Source organism: Nostoc sp. UHCC 0251, from assembly GCF_034932245.1.
Lineage (GTDB): Bacteria > Cyanobacteriota > Cyanobacteriia > Cyanobacteriales > Nostocaceae > Nostoc.
Genome location: NZ_JAYGHD010000355.1, coordinates 1 through 20458, shown reverse-complemented (window position 1 = coordinate 20458; position 20458 = coordinate 1). Strand labels below are relative to the sequence as shown.

The 20458-nt window shown below is 39.1% G+C and carries 13 protein-coding genes; 8 read left to right on the top strand and 5 right to left on the bottom strand.

What is annotated here, in order from left to right; genetic code table 11:
- The first annotated feature begins 340 nt into the window (after positions 1-340).
- The 5 genes from VB740_RS30040 to VB740_RS30020 all read left to right on the top strand — a co-directional run bounded on the left by VB740_RS30040 (position 341) and on the right by VB740_RS30020 (position 13765).
- Positions 341-7060, top strand: coding sequence for a non-ribosomal peptide synthetase (locus VB740_RS30040; protein ID WP_323203495.1), 6720 nt, complete (start codon positions 341-343; stop codon positions 7058-7060).
- A gap of 88 nt (positions 7061-7148) precedes the next feature.
- Entirely contained in the window at positions 7149-11135 is a 3987-nt protein-coding gene (locus tag VB740_RS30035; RefSeq protein WP_323203494.1) for an amino acid adenylation domain-containing protein, read from the top strand.
- 1 nt (position 11136) lies between these two features.
- Complete coding sequence (locus tag VB740_RS30030; protein ID WP_323203493.1) at positions 11137-12444, top strand: MFS transporter; 1308 nt, start codon at positions 11137-11139, stop codon at positions 12442-12444.
- 430 nt (positions 12445-12874) lie between these two features.
- Positions 12875-13054: a chlorophyll a/b-binding protein gene (locus tag VB740_RS30025; protein ID WP_012407782.1), complete on the top strand. Its 180-nt coding sequence runs from the start codon at positions 12875-12877 to the stop codon at positions 13052-13054.
- 387 nt (positions 13055-13441) lie between these two features.
- A complete protein-coding gene (locus VB740_RS30020) occupies positions 13442-13765 on the top strand; it encodes a hypothetical protein (RefSeq protein WP_323203492.1) in 324 nt (107 codons plus the stop codon).
- Between the two features lie 858 nt (positions 13766-14623).
- Here the strand turns inward: VB740_RS30020 and VB740_RS30015 are convergent.
- Both VB740_RS30015 and VB740_RS30010 read right to left on the bottom strand, forming a co-directional pair.
- The gene (locus VB740_RS30015) at positions 14624-14887 is read right to left on the bottom strand and encodes a hypothetical protein (protein ID WP_323203491.1); all 264 of its coding nucleotides are present in this window, start codon (positions 14885-14887) and stop codon (positions 14624-14626) included.
- Between the two features lie 298 nt (positions 14888-15185).
- On the bottom strand, positions 15186-15920 hold the full coding sequence (locus tag VB740_RS30010) for a hypothetical protein (protein WP_323203490.1): 735 nt from the start codon (positions 15918-15920) through the stop codon (positions 15186-15188).
- A gap of 246 nt (positions 15921-16166) precedes the next feature.
- Between VB740_RS30010 and VB740_RS30005 the strand changes: the two genes are divergently transcribed.
- Entirely contained in the window at positions 16167-16808 is a 642-nt protein-coding gene (locus VB740_RS30005) for a glutathione S-transferase (protein WP_323203489.1), read from the top strand.
- A gap of 165 nt (positions 16809-16973) precedes the next feature.
- Here the strand turns inward: VB740_RS30005 and VB740_RS30000 are convergent, their stop codons facing one another.
- Both VB740_RS30000 and VB740_RS29995 read right to left on the bottom strand, forming a co-directional pair.
- Positions 16974-17372, bottom strand: coding sequence for a DUF4112 domain-containing protein (locus VB740_RS30000; RefSeq protein ID WP_323203488.1), 399 nt, complete (start codon positions 17370-17372; stop codon positions 16974-16976).
- A gap of 175 nt (positions 17373-17547) precedes the next feature.
- Positions 17548-18669: an acyltransferase gene (locus VB740_RS29995; RefSeq protein WP_323203487.1), complete on the bottom strand. Its 1122-nt coding sequence runs from the start codon at positions 18667-18669 to the stop codon at positions 17548-17550.
- Positions 18670-18955: 286 nt separating this feature from the next.
- Between VB740_RS29995 and VB740_RS29990 the strand changes: the two genes are divergently transcribed.
- Together VB740_RS29990 and VB740_RS29985 are read left to right on the top strand one after the other, a co-directional pair.
- Entirely contained in the window at positions 18956-19207 is a 252-nt protein-coding gene (locus VB740_RS29990) for an MATE family efflux transporter (RefSeq protein ID WP_323203496.1), read from the top strand.
- Between the two features lie 228 nt (positions 19208-19435).
- Positions 19436-19855: a hypothetical protein gene (locus VB740_RS29985; RefSeq protein ID WP_323203486.1), complete on the top strand. Its 420-nt coding sequence runs from the start codon at positions 19436-19438 to the stop codon at positions 19853-19855.
- Between the two features lie 207 nt (positions 19856-20062).
- Here the strand turns inward: VB740_RS29985 and VB740_RS29980 are convergent, their stop codons facing one another.
- On the bottom strand, positions 20063-20188 hold the full coding sequence (locus tag VB740_RS29980) for a hypothetical protein (RefSeq protein WP_323203485.1): 126 nt from the start codon (positions 20186-20188) through the stop codon (positions 20063-20065).
- Positions 20189-20458: the final 270 nt, after the last annotated feature.

The window sequence follows — 20458 nt, the reverse complement described above, 5'->3', positions numbered from 1 at the left end:
GTGGTTTTTAATCCTGCGCCGGTCTGAATCCCCGACTGATTTATTCTGACTCCTGTTAGCGGATAGCTAAGGTTTAGCCCATTCAGAATAGCTGAATTCTTCTTCAAAAAGGTTCTAGCTGTAACTGTCCATGTAGAAAAGTTAAGGATTTTCCTGACTTAACTTTAGGAATTAGGGATTAGATTTTTCACTTGCGCTCACCAGTTGCAAAACAGTTAAGTGATTCATTGATAATAAATACCTTAATTTTTCTATATCGACGCTGAATTATTGTCGTTTTATAACTAAATAAGTTAAAGCAATCTACCAAAGTAGAAACAAATAAAGAGGATAAAAAACTATGAATAAATATTTTGATAATTTAGTAGAATTATTGCGCTACAGAGCAGTTAATCAGTCAGATAAACAAGCTTTTACATTCTTAGTTAATGGCCAGCAAGAGACTAACTTTACTTATCAACAATTAGATTTAAAAGCCAGAGCGATCGCAGTATCACTTAAAAACATTACCACCACTGGGGAAAGAGTACTCCTAATTTATCCACCCGGATTAGAATTTATCGCTGCTTTCTTCGGTTGTCTATACGCTGGAGTCATTGCAGTCCCAGCTTATCCACCCAGACAAAATAAATCTTTATCTCGCTTGCAATCGGTGGTAGCTGATGCAGAGGCGACTTTAGCATTTACCACTACAACCGCTTTATCCAACATCCAAGGACAGTTAACTGACTTAACTAATTTACAATCTCTGCATTGGCTAACTACTGATAACATTAACACTGATTTAGCTAACTCATGGCAACAGTCACAAATCAATAGTGACTCCCTAGCTTTTCTGCAATACACATCTGGTTCTACAGGGATGCCAAAAGGCGTTATGGTTAGTCACGGCAACCTTTTACAAAATTTAGCCTCAATTCATCAGTGTTTTGGACATTCACCCCACAGCCAAGGTGTCATTTGGTTGCCACCCTATCACGACATGGGATTAATTGGTGGAATTCTCCAACCTCTTTACGGCGGTTTTCCAGTCACACTAATGTCACCAGTGGATTTTCTGCAAAAGCCTTTTCAATGGTTAGAAGCAATTTCTCGCTACAAAGCTACTACTAGTGGGGGGCCAAATTTTGCTTATGATTTATGCGTTCGTAAAATAACACCAGAACAACGAAAAACCCTTGACTTGAGTAGTTGGGAAGTAGCTTTTAATGGTGCTGAACCAATTCGGGCGGAAACACTGACAAAGTTTGCAGAAACATTTGCTTCATGTGGTTTTCGCACTAGTAGCTTTTACCCTTGCTATGGCATGGCTGAGACAACCTTAATTGTGGCTGGTGGTGTGAAAACAAATCCACCCACACTAACAAGTATTGATGGCAAAGCATTGTTAGAAAATCGTGTGACTCCAGCATCTGTGAAAAACAATTATGCCCAGACTTTTGTTAGTTCTGGTCAAAATATAGAAAATCATGAAATTGTAATTGTTCATCCTGAAACATTGCAAGGTTGTTCTGATGATGAAGTCGGAGAAATTTGGGTTAGAGGTGCAAGTGTCACTCAAGGATATTGGCGAAAACCTGAAGAAACACAAGCCACGTTCTCTGCTTATTTAGCAGATACCAAAGCAGGGCCATTTCTGCGAACTGGTGATTTAGGCTTCTTGCAGAGTAGAGAATTATTTGTAACTGGTAGGCTGAAGGATTTAATTATTGTTCGCGGACGTAACTATTATCCTCAAGATATTGAATTGACTGTAGAAAAGAGTCATCATGCACTCAAATCTAGCTCTAGTGCAGCGTTTTCAGTTGATATTAATGGACAAGAGCAATTAGTAATTGCTTGTGAGGTAGAGCGTGAATATTTGCGAAAACTAGATGGTGATGCCATAGCCAAAAATATTTTAAAAGCTGTCGGGGAAGAACATGAATTACAAGTTCATACTGTATTACTGCTAAAAACAGGAAGTATTCCCAAAACCTCTAGCGGTAAGATTCGCCGTCGTGCTTGTCGGGCTGGTTTTATAGCTGGGGATTTAAATATAGTGTGGGATTGGAGTAAGAATCCTGAGAATAAATCAGAGTTCCGCAATTTATTAGCAGATGTAGATTATTTAAAGCAGCAAATAGAAGGTAAAAGGCAGGAAAAAGAAGTAATAAGACCACAATTAGATAATATTCGAGTCAAATTACGCAACATTGTAGCGAATTTATTACAGGTGGACTTTGCGGAAGTTGACATTCATCAATCTTTGATGGCAATGGGTGCAGATTCTCTAGTATTAGCTGAAGCTGCTGAAGCTGTCGAAAATTTGTTTGGAATTAATATTGAACTCCGCCAATTGTTTGAAGAGTTAACAACCCTTGATGCTTTGGCGAATTATATTAATCAGAATCATTCTTTAGAGGCTAATTTAAGAGGAACGAACCACATAGACGCGACAGCGGCTACCCGCAGGGTAGGACGCGAAGTAGGAGAAGAAAGAGAAGAAGTGACAAGTCTTTTGAGTGAGGCGCAAAAGCAACTTTGGGTTTTGGCACAAATAGGGGATGATGGTTCGCTAGCTTACAATGTTTCTGCTACAGCAGAATTAAAGGGTGAGTTTCAGCTAGAAGCAATGCGTCAAGCAATGCAAAAATTGGTGAACCGTCATGAGGCTTTGCGAACAGGTATCAGCAGTGAAGGTGATTTTCAATATATCTTGCCTAACTTGGAAGTTGAGATTCCTTTAATTAATTTCTGCTACCTGAATGAAGAAGAACGTCAGTCTCAAGTAGATAAGTGGTTTAAAAAAGAAAGTTTAAAAGCTTTTGATTTGGGTAAAGCTCCTTTATTCCGTTTTCATATTCTCAAGCTAACAGAAAAACACCACTTACTTATGTTCACGGCTCATCATATTATTGTTGATGGTTGGTCAATGGGGATAATTCTGCAAGAATTAGCTGCTTTGTATTCAGCAGAATGCCAGAATTTTGACACCAGACTCAAGTCACCTATGCAATTAACAGAATATATTAAGTGGCAAGAGCAGCAAAGTCAAACACCAGAAATGAAAGTCCATGAATCCTATTGGTTGGAAAAATTCCAAGCTGCAACTCCTATTTTAGACTTACCTACAGACCGTCCTCGTCCACTAATTAAAAGTTACAAAGGAAGCAGACAGACTATTCAGCTTGATGCTAATTTATCCCGTAGAATCAAGAACTTCAGTAGAGAAAATAGTTGCACTTTGTTTATGACTCTACTATCTGTGTACACAACTTTACTTCACAGATTAACAGGTCAAGAAGATATTGTGGTTGGCGTTCCTGCTGCTGGAAGGTTTAAAGGTAGTGAAAGACTGGTAGGTTATTGCTCTCATTTATTACCAATTAGAAGTTATATTGATGACAATGTGACATTCTTACAGCATTTACAAACAACTAAAACTGAGTTGTTAAATGCTTACGAACACCAAGATTATCCTTTTGCTAGCTTAATTGAAAAACTAAAAATATCCAGGAATACAAGTTTATCTCCTCTGGTTACAGCCATATTTAACTTAAACCGACCTTTAGCTGTGCCTAAAATGTTTGGAGTTGAGACAAGTTTGTTACCTCAATCTGTCAGTTTTGTTGATCATGATATCTGTTTCAATGTCAGTGAAATAGACGGTGAATTGATTTTGGATTGTGATTACAACACTGACGTATTTGATAACAGCACTATTAATCGTATCCTAGTAATTTTCCAAACATTGTTGGAAAAAGCTGTAAATAATCCTGAACAATCTCTTGGCAATTTGCATCTATTAAACGAATTCCAACAACATAAAATGTTGGTGGAATGGAATAATACTAACAAAAAATATCCTCAAAATCAGTGCATTCATGAGTTATTTGAGGCGCAAGTAGAAAAAACTCCTAATGCAGTTGCAGTTGTATTTGGAGAGCAAAAACTTACTTATCAAGAATTAAATAATCGTGCAAATCAACTAGCGCATCACCTCCAAACACTAGGAGTTAAACCAGAAGTCTTGGTAGGCATTTGCGTCGAACGTTCCTTAGAAATGATGGTAGGAATGTTGGGTATTCTCAAAGCTGGTGGTGCTTATGTACCGCTTGACTCTAGCTATCCTCAAGAACGCTTGAATTATATTTTGTCGGATTCTAGTGTGTCAATTTTATTAACTACCGAGAATTTGCTGGCACAATTGCCCACTTATGAAGCCAAAGTTATCTGTTTAGATACACAATGGGAAGAAATTTCTAGTCATAGTCAAGCAAATCTTGAGTCTGATGTGCAGCCAAGTAACCTTGGGTATGTAATTTACACTTCTGGTTCTACAGGAAAACCCAAAGGAGTATTAGTTACACATAGGAATTTAGTTAATCATAGCAGTGCGATCGCTCGCCAATTCCATCTCACATCCCAAGATAAAGTCCTGCAATTTGCCGCTTTGAGTTTTGATGTAGCTATAGAAGAAATCTTCCCTTCTTGGTTAAGTGGTGCAACGGTGGTATTGCGTCCCCAGCAAATGTTTGCTTCTTTTGCAGACTTTGTGGAATTTATCAATGCCCAAAGTTTGACAGTATTAAATTTACCTGCTGCATTCTGGCATGAATGGGTTTTACATTTATCTCAATCCCCAGAATTTTTCCCAAGATGTTTGCGGTTGGTAGTTGTAGGTAGCGAACAAGTCAGATGGGAACGAGTCTCTATGTGGCAAAAATACGTTGGTAGTCATGTCAAACTACTCAATGCTTACGGCCCCACTGAAGCAACGATTACAGCCACAGTTTACGAACCAGACTTGAGAAAGTTAGAAAATCAGACTGGTGGTGTACCTATCGGCCGTCCTATCGATAATACCCAAGTTTATATTCTTGATAGAAATCTCCAACCAGTACCCGTTGGTGTTGTTGGCGAGTTGTACATTGCTGGTGCTGGTGTCGCTAGAGGTTATCTCAACCGTCCCGAATTAACCCAAGAAAAGTTTATTACCAATCCTTTTGGCAATTCAAAATTGTATAAAACAGGGGATTTGGCGCGTTATTTAAGGGATGGCAACATTGATTTTATCGGACGCATTGATAACCAAGTTAAAATTCGCGGTTTCCGAATTGAACTGGGAGAAATTGAATCTGTCCTCAACACTCATCCCCAAATAAAACAAGCAATTGTCATTGCTAGAGAAGATAATCCTGGTAGTAAACGTCTAGTAGCTTATATAGTCGCCAACTCGGATACGCTCAACATTCAACAATTGCACTCTGAACTTAAACAAAAATTACCTAATTATATGCTTCCCAGTGCATTTGTAACCCTCGATGCACTACCCTTAACTCCTAACGGAAAAGTAGACCGTAAAGCATTACCAGCACCAGATAAAAATACAGAAATAGATGTAGTTTCACCCACCACATCCACTCAAGAAATACTAGCCAAAATCTGGGCTGAGGTGTTGGGCGTAGAACAAGTAAGTATTTACGATAACTTCTTTGAATTAGGTGGAGATTCTATTCTCAGTATTCAGGTTGTGACTCGTGCGAATGCAGAAGGTTTAGTGCTGACTCCCAAACAACTATTTCAACACCAAACTATTGCAGATTTATCTACTGTGGTTACTACAAATACCACAATTACGACTGAACAAGGTGTAGTCACAGGCACAGTACCCTTAACACCCATCCAGCATTGGTTTTTTGAGCAAAATTTACCAAATCCCTCTCATTATAACCAGTCTGTGATGCTGGAAGTCTCACCAAACCTCAATTCGGAACTCTTGGAACAAGTTTTACAGCAATTATTGATACATCATGATGCCCTACGTCTGCGATTTACATTGGATGCAGACAATGTTACCCAGTTCAATGCCGAATATGATGAAACACAGGTTTTCACTTGCGTAGATTTATCAGAATTATCTCCAAACGAACAGCAATCAGCGCTGAAATCTACTGCTGATGAAATGCAAACTCAACTGAACTTGTCAGAAGGTTCTCTGATGCGAGCAATACTGTTTCGTCTTGGCAGTAACCAACCTGGACGTTTATTGCTCATCGTACATCATCTAGCAGTTGATGGTGTTTCTTGGCGGATTGTACTAGAAGATTTGTTTACAGCTTATCAGCAACTTAATCATGGTTCAGCAATTCAACTACCAGCAAAAACAACTTCTTTTAAATATTGGGCAAACCGATTGAGTGAATATGCTGTAAGTCCAGCATTAGCTACTGAGTTAGATTACTGGTTGACTCAATCTGCTTGTAATATTTCGCCTTTGCCAGTGGATTATATTGCTGGAAAAGAGAAAAATACAGTAGTCTCAGCAGAACAAGTATCAGTTTCTTTAAGTGTGGAACAAACTCAAGCACTCCTGCAAGATGTACCTTCTACCTACAACACCCACATTAATGATGTCTTGCTGACTGCTTTGACACAAACTTTTACTGATTGGACTGGTGATAATTCTTTGTTAGTTGACTTGGAAGGTCACGGAAGAGAAGAATTATTTGAAGATGTGGACTTATCCCGGACAGTTGGTTGGTTTACTTCTGTCTTTCCTGTGAAGTTACAACTTAACCATCATCTTCAGGGAGAAGCACTTAAATTGATTAAGGAACAACTACGACAGATTCCTAATCGCGGTATTGGTTACGGTGTGCTGCAATACTTGAGTCAGGATAAGGCTATAGCCAAGCAATTACAATCTCTTCCCCAGCCACAAATCAGTTTTAACTACTTGGGACAGTTAGATACAGTTCGTTCCCAATCGATGCTGTTGGGATTCGCCAAGGAGTCAAGTGGACTTACACATTGTCCTCAAGGATACCGTAGTCATTTGCTAGAAATAGATAGTTTTGTGATGGATGGCAAATTGCAACTGAATTGGACGTATAGCAGTAGTTTTCATTGCAGACATACTATTGAGCGTTTAGCTCAGATGTTCATTAAAACATTGGAATCTTTGATTTATCACTGTGTTGATGTGGAAGTTGGTAGTTATACGCCTTCAGATTTCCCTGAAGCTGGTTTGAATCAACAAGAACTGGAATTATTACTCGGCAAACTATCTGTGTGAGCCTCTCTCCATCTTTTCTTCTTTTCTTTTCTTTATGTACTTTGCAGTTCGTTTCCAAAACTAACTTCGTAAAACAGAACTAACAATCATGAACAAGCAAAACAAAAATATCGAGTCGATTTATCCTCTTTCTCCGATGCAGCAGGGTATGTTGTATCACACTCTTTATGCACCCGAATCAGGGGTTTATGTTGAGCAGTTAAGTTGCACTTTAACAGGAAAGCTGAAGATTGCAGAATTTGAGCAAGCTTGGCAACAAGTGGTAGAAAGACATCCTGTTTTACGAACTCTTTTTGTTTGGGAACATGGAAAACAACCTCTGCAAGTTGTGTGTAAGTCGGTAGACTTGCCTTGGATAACTCATGATTGGCAAGATTTCTCTGCTATTGAACAGCAGGAACGTTTGCAGACTTTGTTAGAGACGGAGTGTAAGACTGGTTTTGCACTAGATAAAGCTCCGTTAATGCGCTGTACCTTAATTAAATTGCAGGAAGATACATACACATTTATTTGGAGTCATCATCATTTACTGATGGATGGTTGGTGTTTATCTATCATCCTCAAAGAAGTTTTCGCTTTTTACGAAGCTGGGATTCAAGGTAATAAATTACAGTTAGATTTACCACGTCCTTACAAAGATTATATTCTCTGGCAACAGCAGCAAGATGCTTCTGTTGCAGAACTGTTCTGGCGGGAAAAACTCCAAGGTTTTAATGCTCCTACACCTTTACTAACAGATAAAAACTCTCACCAAAACCAATCTCAACATCACCAAAATCTGCAATTATCTCTTTCTTTGACTGCCAACCTCAAATCCTTGGCGGTGGCAAATCATCTCACGCTCAACACCATATTACAAGGTGCTTGGGCGCTGATGTTGAGCCGTTACAGTGGAGAACAAGATGTAGTTTTTGGCACTACTGTTTCCGGTCGTCCCACTGCTTTATCAGGAGTAGAATCAATGGTGGGATTGTTTATTAATACCTTACCAGTACGAGTCCAAATATCAGGAGAAAGTGAGTTATTACTGTGGCTTAAACAGTTGCAATTGCAACAAGTAGAACAAGAGGAATATTCATATACCCCACTGGTTGATATTCAGGGATGGAGTGAAGTACCTCGTGAAATGCCTTTGTTTGAGAGTCTAATTGTTTTTGAGAATTATCCATTAGATGCTTCGTTAAAAGCACAAAATGGCAGTATCGAGGTTAGCAATGTTTGTAACTTTGAACAAACTAATTATCCCCTCACACTTGTAGCTGAACCTGGGGAAAAATTATCTGTGCGGATTAGCTATGATACTAGCCGTTTTGCAGATGATACCATTAAACGGATGTTAGGGCATCTGCAAGTTTTGCTGGAGGTCATTACCGAAAATCCTGGCCAGAAACTAGACAATCTGCCATTACTCACACCAGCAGAACGGCATCAATTATTGGTGGAATGGAACAATACTAAAACTGAATATCCCCAAGATAGATGCCTTCATGAGTTATTCGAGTCACAAGTAGAAAAGACACCGGATGCAGTAGCGGTTGTATTTAGAAAACAACAATTAACTTACCGGGAATTAAACAATCGCGCCAATCAACTAGCATATCATTTACAAACATTGGGAGTTGCGCCAGAAGTATTGGTAGGTATTTGCGTAAATCGTTCTCTGGAAATGATGGTTGGACTGTTAGGAATTCTCAAAGCAGGTGGTGCTTATATACCCTTAGATCCCACATATCCCCCAGAACGTTTGGCTTATATGCTGGCAGATTCACAATTACCAATCCTATTAACTCAAAAACAACTTTTAGAAAAACTTCCAGAACACCAAGCACAAATAATTTGTCTGGATGAAGATTGGCAAAACTTTGCTAATTACCCTCATAATAACCTTAACAGCAAAGTCAAATCTGACAACTTAGCTTACATAATTTATACCTCTGGTTCTACAGGCAAACCCAAAGGTACAATGATTATCCATAGTGGGATGGTTAATTATTTAAGCTGGTGTACCAAAACCTATAATGTCGCTGACGGGGAAGGATCTACTGTCAATTCTTCTATTGGTTTTGATGCTACTATTACCAGTTTATTTTCTCCTTTATTGGTAGGACGAAAAGTAGTGCTTTTGCCAGAAGAAGATGAAATTGAAGAACTCAGAAAAGCTTTGTGTTCTGGTACTAAGTTTAGCTTGGTAAAAATTACCCCTGCTCATTTAGAAATTCTCAGTCATTTATTAGCTAATGAGCAAGTAAACATTCAAACGCAAGCATTTATTATTGGTGGCGAAGCCTTATCAGAAAAAGTAACTTCCTTCTGGCGACAAAAAGTACCGTCAACTAAATTAATTAACGAATATGGCCCCACAGAAACAGTAGTAGGATGCTGTATTTACGAAGTTGAAAAAGAAAGCTACCCAGGAGGTAATATTCCCATCGGTCGTCCCATTGCTAACACGGAACTATATATTTTAGATCGCCACTTACAGCCAGTTCCGATTGGAGTTGTGGGTGAATTATATATCGGTGGTGCGGGTGTCGCTAGAGGTTACTTGAATCGTCCAGAATTAACTTCAGAAAGATTCATTGATAACCCCTTGAATCAATCAAAATTGTATAAAACTGGGGATTTAGCTCGTTACCTCCTAGATGGCAATATTGAATATGTCGGACGCATCGACCATCAAGTAAAAATTCGCGGTTTCCGTATTGAACTTGGAGAGATAGAAGCCTTAATTGCCCAACATCCAAACGTTGCTTCTACAACAGTGATTGCTCGTGAAGATAAGCCAGGCGATAAAAAGTTAGTTGCTTATATTGTTCCTGAAAAATCACAAGTTTTTAGTAGCAATAAACTACACCAATTTCTGCAAGAAAAAGTACCTCATTATCTGATTCCATCTGCTTTTGTGCAACTAGATATTTTACCCCTAACCCCTAATGGTAAAGTAGACCGCAAAGCATTACCCGCACCAAATAATTCTGAGATTTATGCTTCTCATGACTTTGTTGCTCCTAGAAATGAAATAGAATTGCAATTAACACAAATCTGGGAAGATATTTTAAATCTTCGACCCATTGGAGTTAAGGATAACTTTTTTAACCTTGGCGGACATTCACTCTTAGTAGTGCGGTTGATGGCTCAAATTCAGCAGCATTTTGATATCAATTTACCGTTAGCAACAATCCTCCAAAATCCCACGATCGCACAGATAGCAGATACTCTTCAGCAGCAAACAGATACTCTGTCTAATTCTGCATTAGTTGCTATTAACCAAAATGGCTCTAATAGACCTTTCTTCTGTGTCCCTGGAGTTGGTGGCAACGGTTTGTATTTCTACAATTTGGCGCGTTATTTAGGTTCAGAACAACCCTTTTACACTTTCCAAGCACAAGGGCTTGATGGTAAATCAACACCTTACACCAAAATAGAAGATATGGCTACTCATTATATTAAAGCCATGCAAACCGTACAACCTCAGGGGCCTTACATTCTGGGAGGTTATTCATTTGGGAGTAACATAGCTTTTGAAATGACCCAACAATTACAAAACCAAGGTCATGAAGTTGCTTTACTTGCTGTTATAGATAATTTTGCACCAATTGATAGGAATAAACCAAAAGATTTTTACTTGGATGAAAAAACTAGGCTAAAACATATAGTTCGTGTCATGGAACGCCTATCTGGGAAAAACGTAAAAGTTGACTATGAGGCTTGGCAAAAACTCAATTCTGAGGAACAGTTAAATTACCTTCAGGAACAATTTAGCGAAACTACAACTGATCAACTGCGTGGTTTAATACAAGTTTTCGATGCCAATGTCCAAGCTGGGATTAATTATCTAGCAAAAGATATCTATACGCATCACATTACTCTTTTTCAAACCAGCGGTGATGATGCGGAAGATACTTTTATTCCATCAGATGCAGCATGGGGTTGGCATGAATTTGCTTCTAAACCAGTGGAAATTTATACAGTTCCAGGGAACCATCACACTATGTTGAGTGAACCTCACGTTCAAGTATTAGCTCAAAAGCTAAAAGCTTGCATCAATCAAATTCAACTAGTGGGAGTTGCATAAGATGATTCAACCCCTAGCCGCCAGAGGAATGCAAGTTTTTATACTAATATGGCTGGGACAAGTAGCCTCCTTAACTGGTTCTGGATTAACTAACTTTGCCTTGGGCGTTTGGGTATATCAGAGTACTGGTTCTGTTACTCAATTTGCTTTAATTTCTTTATTTGCAACCATCCCACGAGTGATAATCTCCCCTCTGGCTGGTGCTTTGGTAGACCGTTGGCAGCGCCGTTGGGTAATGATTATTGCCGATTCTGGCGCAGGTATTAGTACGCTATTATTATTCCTGCTGCTAGCTACTAATAAACTAGAAATTTGGCACATATATCTAGTTACAATTGCCAGTGCTAGTTTTAGTGCCTTTCAATGGCCAGCTTATAATGCTGCCATAACATTAATAGTTCCCAAAAAACAGCTGATTCGTGCTAATGGCATGATTGAACTGGGAGAAGCTTTACCTCAACTTGTTTCGCCTGTGCTAGCTGGTGTTTTGTTAGCAAATATCCAGCTACAGGGAATTATTATGACTGACTTTATCAGCTTTCTTTTCTGTTTCTTTATCCTTATAAGTATTCAGTTTCCACATGAGAAAAATACTATTCCCAAGAAAATAGCTAAAAGTTCATTAATGAAAGAAATAGTTTATGGTTCTCAATACGTTTTTCAGAGAAAAGGATTGTTAGGACTGCTAATATTTTCTGCTGTTACTGACTTAGGATTAGGAGTAGTTCAAGTATTAATCACTCCATTGGTATTGTCCTTTGCTTCACCAACTGCTTTAGGAAGTATTATGTCTATTGGTGGTATTGGTATGTTAATGGGTAGTTTAGTTATAACTATCTATAAGTGTGAGCAACGCGCAATTAATAGTGTATTTATATTTCAGTTATTAGGTGGATTATCGATTTTAGTCGCCGGATTAAAAACTTCTGTTAAACTCTCAGCATTGGCGGCGTTTTTATTCTTTTTTGGCTGGCCAATCATCAACAGTTCCACCAGATTTATTTTTCAAAAGAAAGTCTCGTCGGATGTTCAAGGAAGAGTCTTTGCATTAATTGGAGGAGTTACGGGAATATCTTTTCCTCTGGCTTATTTAGTGGCTGGGCCTCTTGCAGATAGAGTTTTTGAACCCTTAATGTCTGCTAATGGTTTGCTAGCTGAAAGTATTGGACAAATTATTGGTGTTGGGACAGGACGAGGTATTGCACTAATGTTTGTTTTGATGGGATTAGTAACAATGTTAATAACAATTGTTGGATATTATTATTCTCCTCTCAGAAGAGTTGAAAAAGAATTACCCGATGCAATGTAATATTTGTCATATTTTATGCGATCGCTAGCGCCAATACAAATGCTGACGTTGCTGAATCAGAGTACGAAATGCCAAAATTACCTTCAGTAAATCGCAAACTTTTTTCCAAGAGAGAGCGCCAATATTTGGTAACTTGAGATACATTTTTTTGCTAAACTATCTCAAACCGTAGGTAGAAATAAATTAGTTTTACTTATAGTTAAGTAATTGCCAAAAACTGCTTTGGGCAGCTTTTACTCTACAAGGTGAATGGAAATGAAGAGGCAAGGAAAAGGGGAAAACTCTCTCCCTTGCCCCAATTCCTCTTCGTTGAGCAGATTTTTCTTCAGCTTTTCTTTATCCACTCAATGTTGCATTTTTTTAAACTTCTGTTACATTACTTAACAGACAGTTACAACTGCTACAACACTTGAACTTTGGAGTTTTACTCATGACAGGTTTTAAGAATCCTGCGCCTATTGTTTCAGAAGATCCTAATGCTGTGCGTTTTGGCTTCACTCCTCAGAGTGAAAACTGGAACGGTCGTCTTGCAATGATTGGTTTTCTGTCTGCGATTTTAATTGAAGCTTTTTCTGGTCAAGGCCTACTCCACTTCTGGGGCATCCTCTAAATTGATGCTAGGAAGGTTGCACGGCTGTGCATTGGTGTCAACTTAAGCTAAAAGCATTTTCAAATCTCGTTTCCAGCCTCTGGGCTGGAAATGCTATTGCTGGTGGCTCTGCCGCCAGCAAGGGAGGCGGAGCCTCTAGGACAGCATTCCCAGCCTGAGACTGGGAACGAGATAAACGAGATAATATCTAAAAGCTGATTATAGGCTGGCTTTCACGTTAAGTTGACACCTATGACGGCTGTGCGCCTCTTAACTGTCAATCCACACAAGTCATTCATTACTAACCTATGGCGGTTGTTGGGATTGGTGCAAAATATTAGATTTTTCCGGTTGAGGGGAAATATAAGTGAATAATTACTTTACATCGAATATGTATAGCTAAAACTCATGGAAATACCTCAACGCGTATCAGTCCGCTACAAAGACGCGTCCTTCAACACTAATGAAATCCGCTTGAGAACTTTTCGGCTTGGGTTACAAATATGGGAAGAACAAACTAAGCCTAGAAAAACAGAGCTTTATCAGTTTATATCGTCTTGCTTGAAACAAGTTGACCGCCAAGATCGTTTTATGTTTTCTCTACTGTTCATAGAATTAACAGACCTCATACGCAATTCTTCGCTGGAAAGGGGAACGAAAGAGGTTCTGATTAAAACAGCTTTTAGGGAGTTTGCTTGTGCATTAACAGATTTTGAAGACGCTGCTAAGTAAGGTTGGTCATGAGGATACTGCTTTTGCGTAGGTGTAGCCTAACTCAGATATCGCCCTGAAGTCAGCTAACCTAATCAAGTAGGATATCTATCTATAAGTAAGCAGCTTTATCATCAGATTAGTTTTTTCGCTGAATGCGCGGATGGGTAGGTGTTGGGGAAGGGGTGACTACAAAAATGGCTGAATTGCCCTATATGCAAGAATTTGAGAGCGTTAGCATTTCTAAAGCATCCGCGCACTTTATGAGGACTAGTTTTCAGCCATTTGCCTCTAGCCAATTCACAACTCCTCGTGTTATGATTCCTGCATTCGCGCAACCGAACCTTGAAAACCAAATAGAGCAAGAATTTCAGAAGCCAGCGATTGCAATTACTTAAAATCCCTATTAGGGATTGAAACTAGCGATAACTTTATCCCCTGAATTAGCAGACACATTGCAATTACTTAAAATCCCTATTAGGGATTGAAACTCCACGCTGAATTACCAATACAGATAAATCTGACTATTGCAATTACTTAAAATCCCTATTAGGGATTCAAACCAATCAGAGGGTAAAACCTATGAAGATGGGGAGAATTGCAATTACTTAAAATCCCTATTAGGGATTGAAACCAGTGTCTATCAACCTACAAAGAAAATCCCCACACTTGGGCAGGGACTTACTCTAAGAGAGTGTTTGAAAAGTAATTGGCTGTGATTTTAAGTACTTTTAGATCCCCCCTAGCCCACCTTAAAAAGGGGGGAACCGGAATCAAAATCCCCTAATTCATCGGGGGATTTAGGGGGATCTAGAACATTTTGCTACCGACAAGAGGACTTTTCAAACATCCTCTAAACAGCTATCAATACAAGGGCAATTAAGATACTTTCGATTGCTGCCATAGAATGAGTTTCAATTCAGAGCAATAGCAACTTCCACCACTAATTTCTCCTTCGTTGTCAACTAGCCAATCATAAATTTGTGTAGCTTTTGCTAATGCCACTTTCTCTGATCGATAAAGCCGAGGAGTAGGGCAGTAGGCTTGGCCATTGATGTGTATAGCTGTAATCTGCCAATAATCGCTCTCTGGTACAACTTCTAAAAACCCGTTACTGTAAGGCTGGATTATTCCTATATTCATCTACAACCATCAAACTCTAAACGAAGGCCACAACAAAGTCGATACCAGCCAATTCTTGCGAGTCAAAGCTGGAATCACCAGGGAATGCAGTAGCAACCCCTACTAATGATTGTGGGTTTGTAGCCAATGAAAATCTGAATTATTAATCACTTTTTGGCTTGATTTCGTTATTGGCAGCAACAATGGTAGGACGAATAGGCACAAACTAGTAATTCGCCAAGTTCGATTGGCGGGGTAAAGGGGAAAGGGCAATGGGGAAAGGTGTTTTATCCCTTCTCCTCTAAGCTTTACCTAATCCTCACTGCTGATCAAATTTAGCGTCTAATACTAATGAACCGTCAGCTGATAGTACGATGTAGCGATAGTTACGTGGAGCCGAACGCCAAAATTGACTCAATTGCTTAATGTTGTAGCCATTGGGTACATTAATTTCAAAATAACCGTGTTCTGGAACCCAAGCGATCCACATACCATTGTTTGCTTGACTGTAGCCCATTTTATTCCAGAACAAATTGCGGATTGATCGCTCTTGCGTTTCGCTAATAGGTACACGCACCTGTCTCCAAGATGGACGCCCAGCATTCCGTATAGCTTCACGAGGCAAGTTGGTGGGTAGCGATCGCCCAATAGTGTTGTAATACCAGCTATAGCGTGCCTTTTCAGTCAGCATATCAAACCGCGTACAAGCGTCATATACTGCCGAAAGCAAGCGGCCATCACTGGCATAAACGCTATGCAAGTAATTGCCGAGTCGTAGCAAGTTCAGGGCTTCCTGTTTGTGTGAACCACGTAGCTGATCGAAACTGGGAGCTAAGGTGATGCGATCGCCTTGCAAGCGTTCATAAACTTTTGTTGTGCCCCAAGGGTAAGTTTCTTGGCGTTGTAATTCATCCCAACGTTGCTGCACTTGCGGTTGCACTTCCTCAAGCGGCTGAACAGATCCAGGACAGTTGGCTTGAGCTTTTGGTATGGCCACTAAAAAGTTTAGTGTAGAGGCGATTGGTAATATCCAAAGTAAGTTTTTGTATAACATATTACTTAGTGTGTCAGGTTTTAACTAGGGATTTGCAAGATTAATACTTTTATCTACAAGCCCAACTAGAAATTTACTAAAAGATAGGGGAGAAGTAGGGGAAGTGCAATTGCATACAGCACAGTATCGGAGGCGATCGCCCCAAAAACATCTTGCATACCCAAAACAAACCACCAGATAGATGAAGAGTGGAGAAACTGATGATATTTTGAGATAAGCAAAAGCAGATAACAAAAAGTAGCTATTATGATCGTTGTCCATCATCTCAACAACTCGCGATCGCAGCGCGTGCTATGGCTGCTTGAAGAATTAGGTATCGAATACGAGATTAAGTTCTATGAACGCGACCAGAAGACGATGCTGGCACCGCCATCGCTGCGTGAAGTCCATCCGCTGGGCAAGTCACCAGTGATCACTAATGCAGATGAGACTGTTGCTGAGTCGGGGGCTATCATCGAATACATAGTGGATCGCTACGGCAGTGGTCGGCTAATTCCCCCATCCGGTACGCCGGAGCGTCTGCGTTACACCTATTGGCTGCATTACGCTGAAGGCTCTGCAATGCCACCTTTGGTAATGAACCTCGTCTTCAACCGTTTTGGTACAGGAGACAGCAGCGTAAACGAAGCATTTATCGCACCCCAGATTAAGCTTCACTTTGACTACATAGAAGGTGAACTTTGTAAGAGTACGTGGTTTGTAGACGAAGAATTTACTGCCGCCGATATCCAAATGAGCTTTCCTCTGGAAATAGTGGCTATGGAAGCCGAACTCATCTCCAGCCGACCAAAGATTAAGCAATTTATCGAGCGCATCCATGCACGACCTGCCTACAAACGTGCCCTTGAGCGTGGAGGCAGATACGACTTCGCCAGCAGTATTCAATAATGCTCGTACTCTGCAATGGTGCAAAGCTCCTGCATAGATGCGATCGCATCTGTTGAGGTCATCAGTGATTATTAAACTGATTAATCAAGATAGCAAACTGCGATCACTGGCTTTAATTAAGCAGGGTATTAAACTGATGCTATGCCGAATAGCCCCAACTTCAACTTAGCTAAACTTACTCTTGTAAAGTTCATCAGACACTTCTTTGAGTTCTGGTTCAACTACTGTCAGATGTTGCTCTAAAATTGCCAGATTGCGAATATTAGACTTGTAGAAAGCATCAAATAAATCACCCACTAAAGGCACAGTACCAACGACTGTTTCCAAACCAACATTAAAAATCATTTTGGCTAAGTCTCGATGGGGGATGCCAAAACGGGTAGCTAGAAATATGATATAAGCTGAAAATGCTGTACTGATCAAATCACCAGCACCTGGAAGCAAGCCGATAATTGGATCTATTCCAATATGAAAACCTATCAGAGGGATGCGTATAGATGTATCCATCAGACGGCTAAGTTTGCGGATGCGATTGAGAGTACTAAGACGTTTAGCAGTGTCCATAATGTCCAATACTTGCACTACTCTTAAGTTGCACCATTTTTAATTATTCGTCTTGTACCGTTAGAAATAATGAGTAGGAATAAAAATCCTGACAACTGGCCAGAAAGTAGATAGACAGATGATCCGTGGGGATACAATCTGGTATCAAGTTTTCCGGCACAACTACCGAAAGTTTTCACTTTAAAAATAAGATAGATAGCAAGTCGGAATTCTTTTGACCAACTTTCGTTTTTGTAATTATCTGAAGAACCGCTTGCTTCTGAAGATATGTAATCGCTATCGCTCCAAATGCAACTACTAAAAAAGATACTGTAAAGTTGCTAGTTAATGCGTGGAGATATTCTGCAACTAAATTTTGCCAGTAATACACAAATAAAATATGCCACAAATATATCCATAAGGAAGATGAACTGATAAAAACAATCAACCTAATCAATAAATTATCACGTTCTAATAAATTGTATCTAACAGACAATTTGTCAACTATAAAGTATGCTAACATCGACATAAAGACTCCATAAGAAACATAGTAAAATTTTGCAGGATATTTAAAATTTTCATTTGAAATAAAATGTCCTAACTTATGGTAAAAATAAACAGCCTGCAACAAAAATAAGCTTAAAAATAACCCAGAGATTAGTAATATGGATTTGTTTTTAAGTTTAGGTATAACCATACCTAAGCCAAATAAACATCCGTAGGGAAGAATATAAAATAAATAATCATTGATTATTACATTGAGGAAAATCGTCCGCGTCAAGAAACTGAAACGTTGAGTTAAAATAAGTAAAAACTCATAACCTAAATAAGTTAGAGATAGGAAAATTAAAAATTTAACTTCAGATTTGCAAAGTCTATATACGTATAGTGCAAAATTTGCAAAAAGTGCCACTAGAATAAATACACGAATTATCCATACATAACCAATACCTTTGAGCAATAAAAAGGTTTCTAATATTTTTTCAAGAGAAAATGGATAAGGTTTAGATAGAAAATAAAATATAATATAAGTCGCAATAAAGTAAAAAATAAAGAATACCCATACAGGAGCAATCAAACGCGGCAATCTTTTTTGTACATAACTCCAAAAAGATATTTGCTTGTTACCGGACGAATAAACATAAAGTGTTCCCGATACAATAACCATCAAAGGAACATCGAAACGTCTAAGATGAAAAAAAACATTATTTTCAGGGCCAATATGGGCAAAAATAATACAAAACAGCCCGATAGTTTTCAAAATATCAAATCTAATATCTCGCTGATTATTGTTTTTTTTCTCTAATATATTACTCAATGTATTACTCCTTTTTTAGGTATATGAAAATATTTTCAATAACCTCAACTTCGTCTTTTTTAATTGCATATTATTATCAAAACACGTAGGATTAGGCTCTTGTTGAAGTTATTTGCTTTCTGAGACTAACACAACTTGGCACTGTATAGTGTTAACAGTGTCAATCGGTAACATTTAAGTAAATATAGAGATAATCGCAAGTATATTTACTTGAATATTGCTGCAAAAGAGACATGTAAAAAATATTGAGTATAATTTATGACGTTGTTGATTAGATGTATTAGGAATACCAATTACATTGCTGCTTTACAATGGAGGTGCTTTACTACTTCTACTAGGGCAGGATGCTAACACAGTCGCATTAGCAGAGATTTATTTAAGAGCGATCGCAGTGGGTTTTATTCCTGGTTTGGGCTTTGCAGTACTTAAAAGCTTTCTTTCTGCTCTGTTGCAACCGCAATTAGTGATAAAGATTAATGGGTTTAGAAAGATTTTCCAAAACATTCTCAACTTTACGGCAAAAGCGATCGCTCTTTGAGGAAAACCTTTTTGGTTTACTGTCTTTTAGTTAATGTGTCAGTTTAATTATTGTCCACTCAGTAAATACAACAAGCTTTGAGCTAAAATTACGTTTTAGTGTGTATATTTATCCAAATATTCTTATTTTAGATAATATTCCTATTGTCTAAAATAAGAAATACGAGGAGTGGCGATCGCACTGAAATTTGATTATTCACTAATCGTAAGATTTTTAGAGGGTACTACCATGCAAAATATGCTAAAACGCGCATTCCTACCTAGCTTGATGGCTGCTACTTTAGCTGGTACTAGCTTAATCCCGGTTCAACCTGCTTCTGCTGATGACCGAGTTCTTAATAATGCAGCCATTGGAGCCGGGGCAGGTGTATTAAGTGGGGTTTTAACAAATTGTGGTTCGGTATTAGACAATGCTTTTAAAGGTGCTGCTGCTGGTGCTGCTGTTAATGCTGCCAATGGTGCAAGACGCACCAGAGCCAGAAGAAGAAACGGACGCTTACCTGTTCAAGATGTCGCTGTAGGTGCTGGTGCTGGTGTATTGGCAGGTGCAATTTCTGGTGGTTGTAGAACTACCTGGAAAAATGGCGTCAATGGTGCTGCTGCTGGTGCTGCGGTTAATTTATTAGATAACAGACCCAGAAGAAGATAATCTGTCATTGATAACTCATAATTTAGTCACCCAGCACGAATTATCAATAAAAACTTTCAGGCGCAGAGTGAACATACTCGCTGGCGGTACTTTTTAAAAGATTGGGGACACAATCCGCTTAAATCAATAGGCCACTCACCCCATCAGGCAGAATTTGCTCGATATGCCTGTGTACATAATATGCACCATCACTTCCTCTGCTTCCACTCAATCTTGTACTCTTTTTCCACCGCCACCATTAGCTTCGCCTGCAAGAACGACAGACAAATAAGGGTTAGGGAAGCAAGCCAACCCCTGCAACAGCCAATCCCCAAAGGGATCACGGCTGGGCACTGCATTCAACTGCCGTAACCAAAGCTGGCAAACAAAATGTGATCCATTGGATCACATTTTTGCTTTAAGTTCTCAAATACCACTGCTACGCCGTGTTTTCTATTTTCTTATAAGGCGATAACGAATCGTACTTGTTTTGAATGCTTTTGACTTCCTGGCTATTAGACATTTAACGCTGTAATTTGATTACATTACAGCTCCTTGTGCATGAGGTCCAAAGTCACTGGTTTTGAGGCAGGAGGCAGGAGGAAGAAGAATAATTTGATTTGT

Coding starts and splice junctions, on each gene's coding strand:
- VB740_RS30030 (WP_323203493.1), top strand. CDS start 11,137: ATGATTCAACCCCTAGCCGCCAGAGGAATGCAAGTTTTTATACTAATA.
- VB740_RS29985 (WP_323203486.1), top strand. CDS start 19,436: ATGCAAAATATGCTAAAACGCGCATTCCTACCTAGCTTGATGGCTGCT.
- VB740_RS30025 (WP_012407782.1), top strand. CDS start 12,875: ATGACAGGTTTTAAGAATCCTGCGCCTATTGTTTCAGAAGATCCTAAT.
- VB740_RS30035 (WP_323203494.1), top strand. CDS start 7,149: ATGAACAAGCAAAACAAAAATATCGAGTCGATTTATCCTCTTTCTCCG.
- VB740_RS30010 (WP_323203490.1), bottom strand. CDS start 15,920: ATGTTATACAAAAACTTACTTTGGATATTACCAATCGCCTCTACACTA.
- VB740_RS30005 (WP_323203489.1), top strand. CDS start 16,167: ATGATCGTTGTCCATCATCTCAACAACTCGCGATCGCAGCGCGTGCTA.
- VB740_RS30040 (WP_323203495.1), top strand. CDS start 341: ATGAATAAATATTTTGATAATTTAGTAGAATTATTGCGCTACAGAGCA.
- VB740_RS30015 (WP_323203491.1), bottom strand. CDS start 14,887: ATGAATATAGGAATAATCCAGCCTTACAGTAACGGGTTTTTAGAAGTT.
- VB740_RS30000 (WP_323203488.1), bottom strand. CDS start 17,372: ATGGACACTGCTAAACGTCTTAGTACTCTCAATCGCATCCGCAAACTT.
- VB740_RS30020 (WP_323203492.1), top strand. CDS start 13,442: ATGGAAATACCTCAACGCGTATCAGTCCGCTACAAAGACGCGTCCTTC.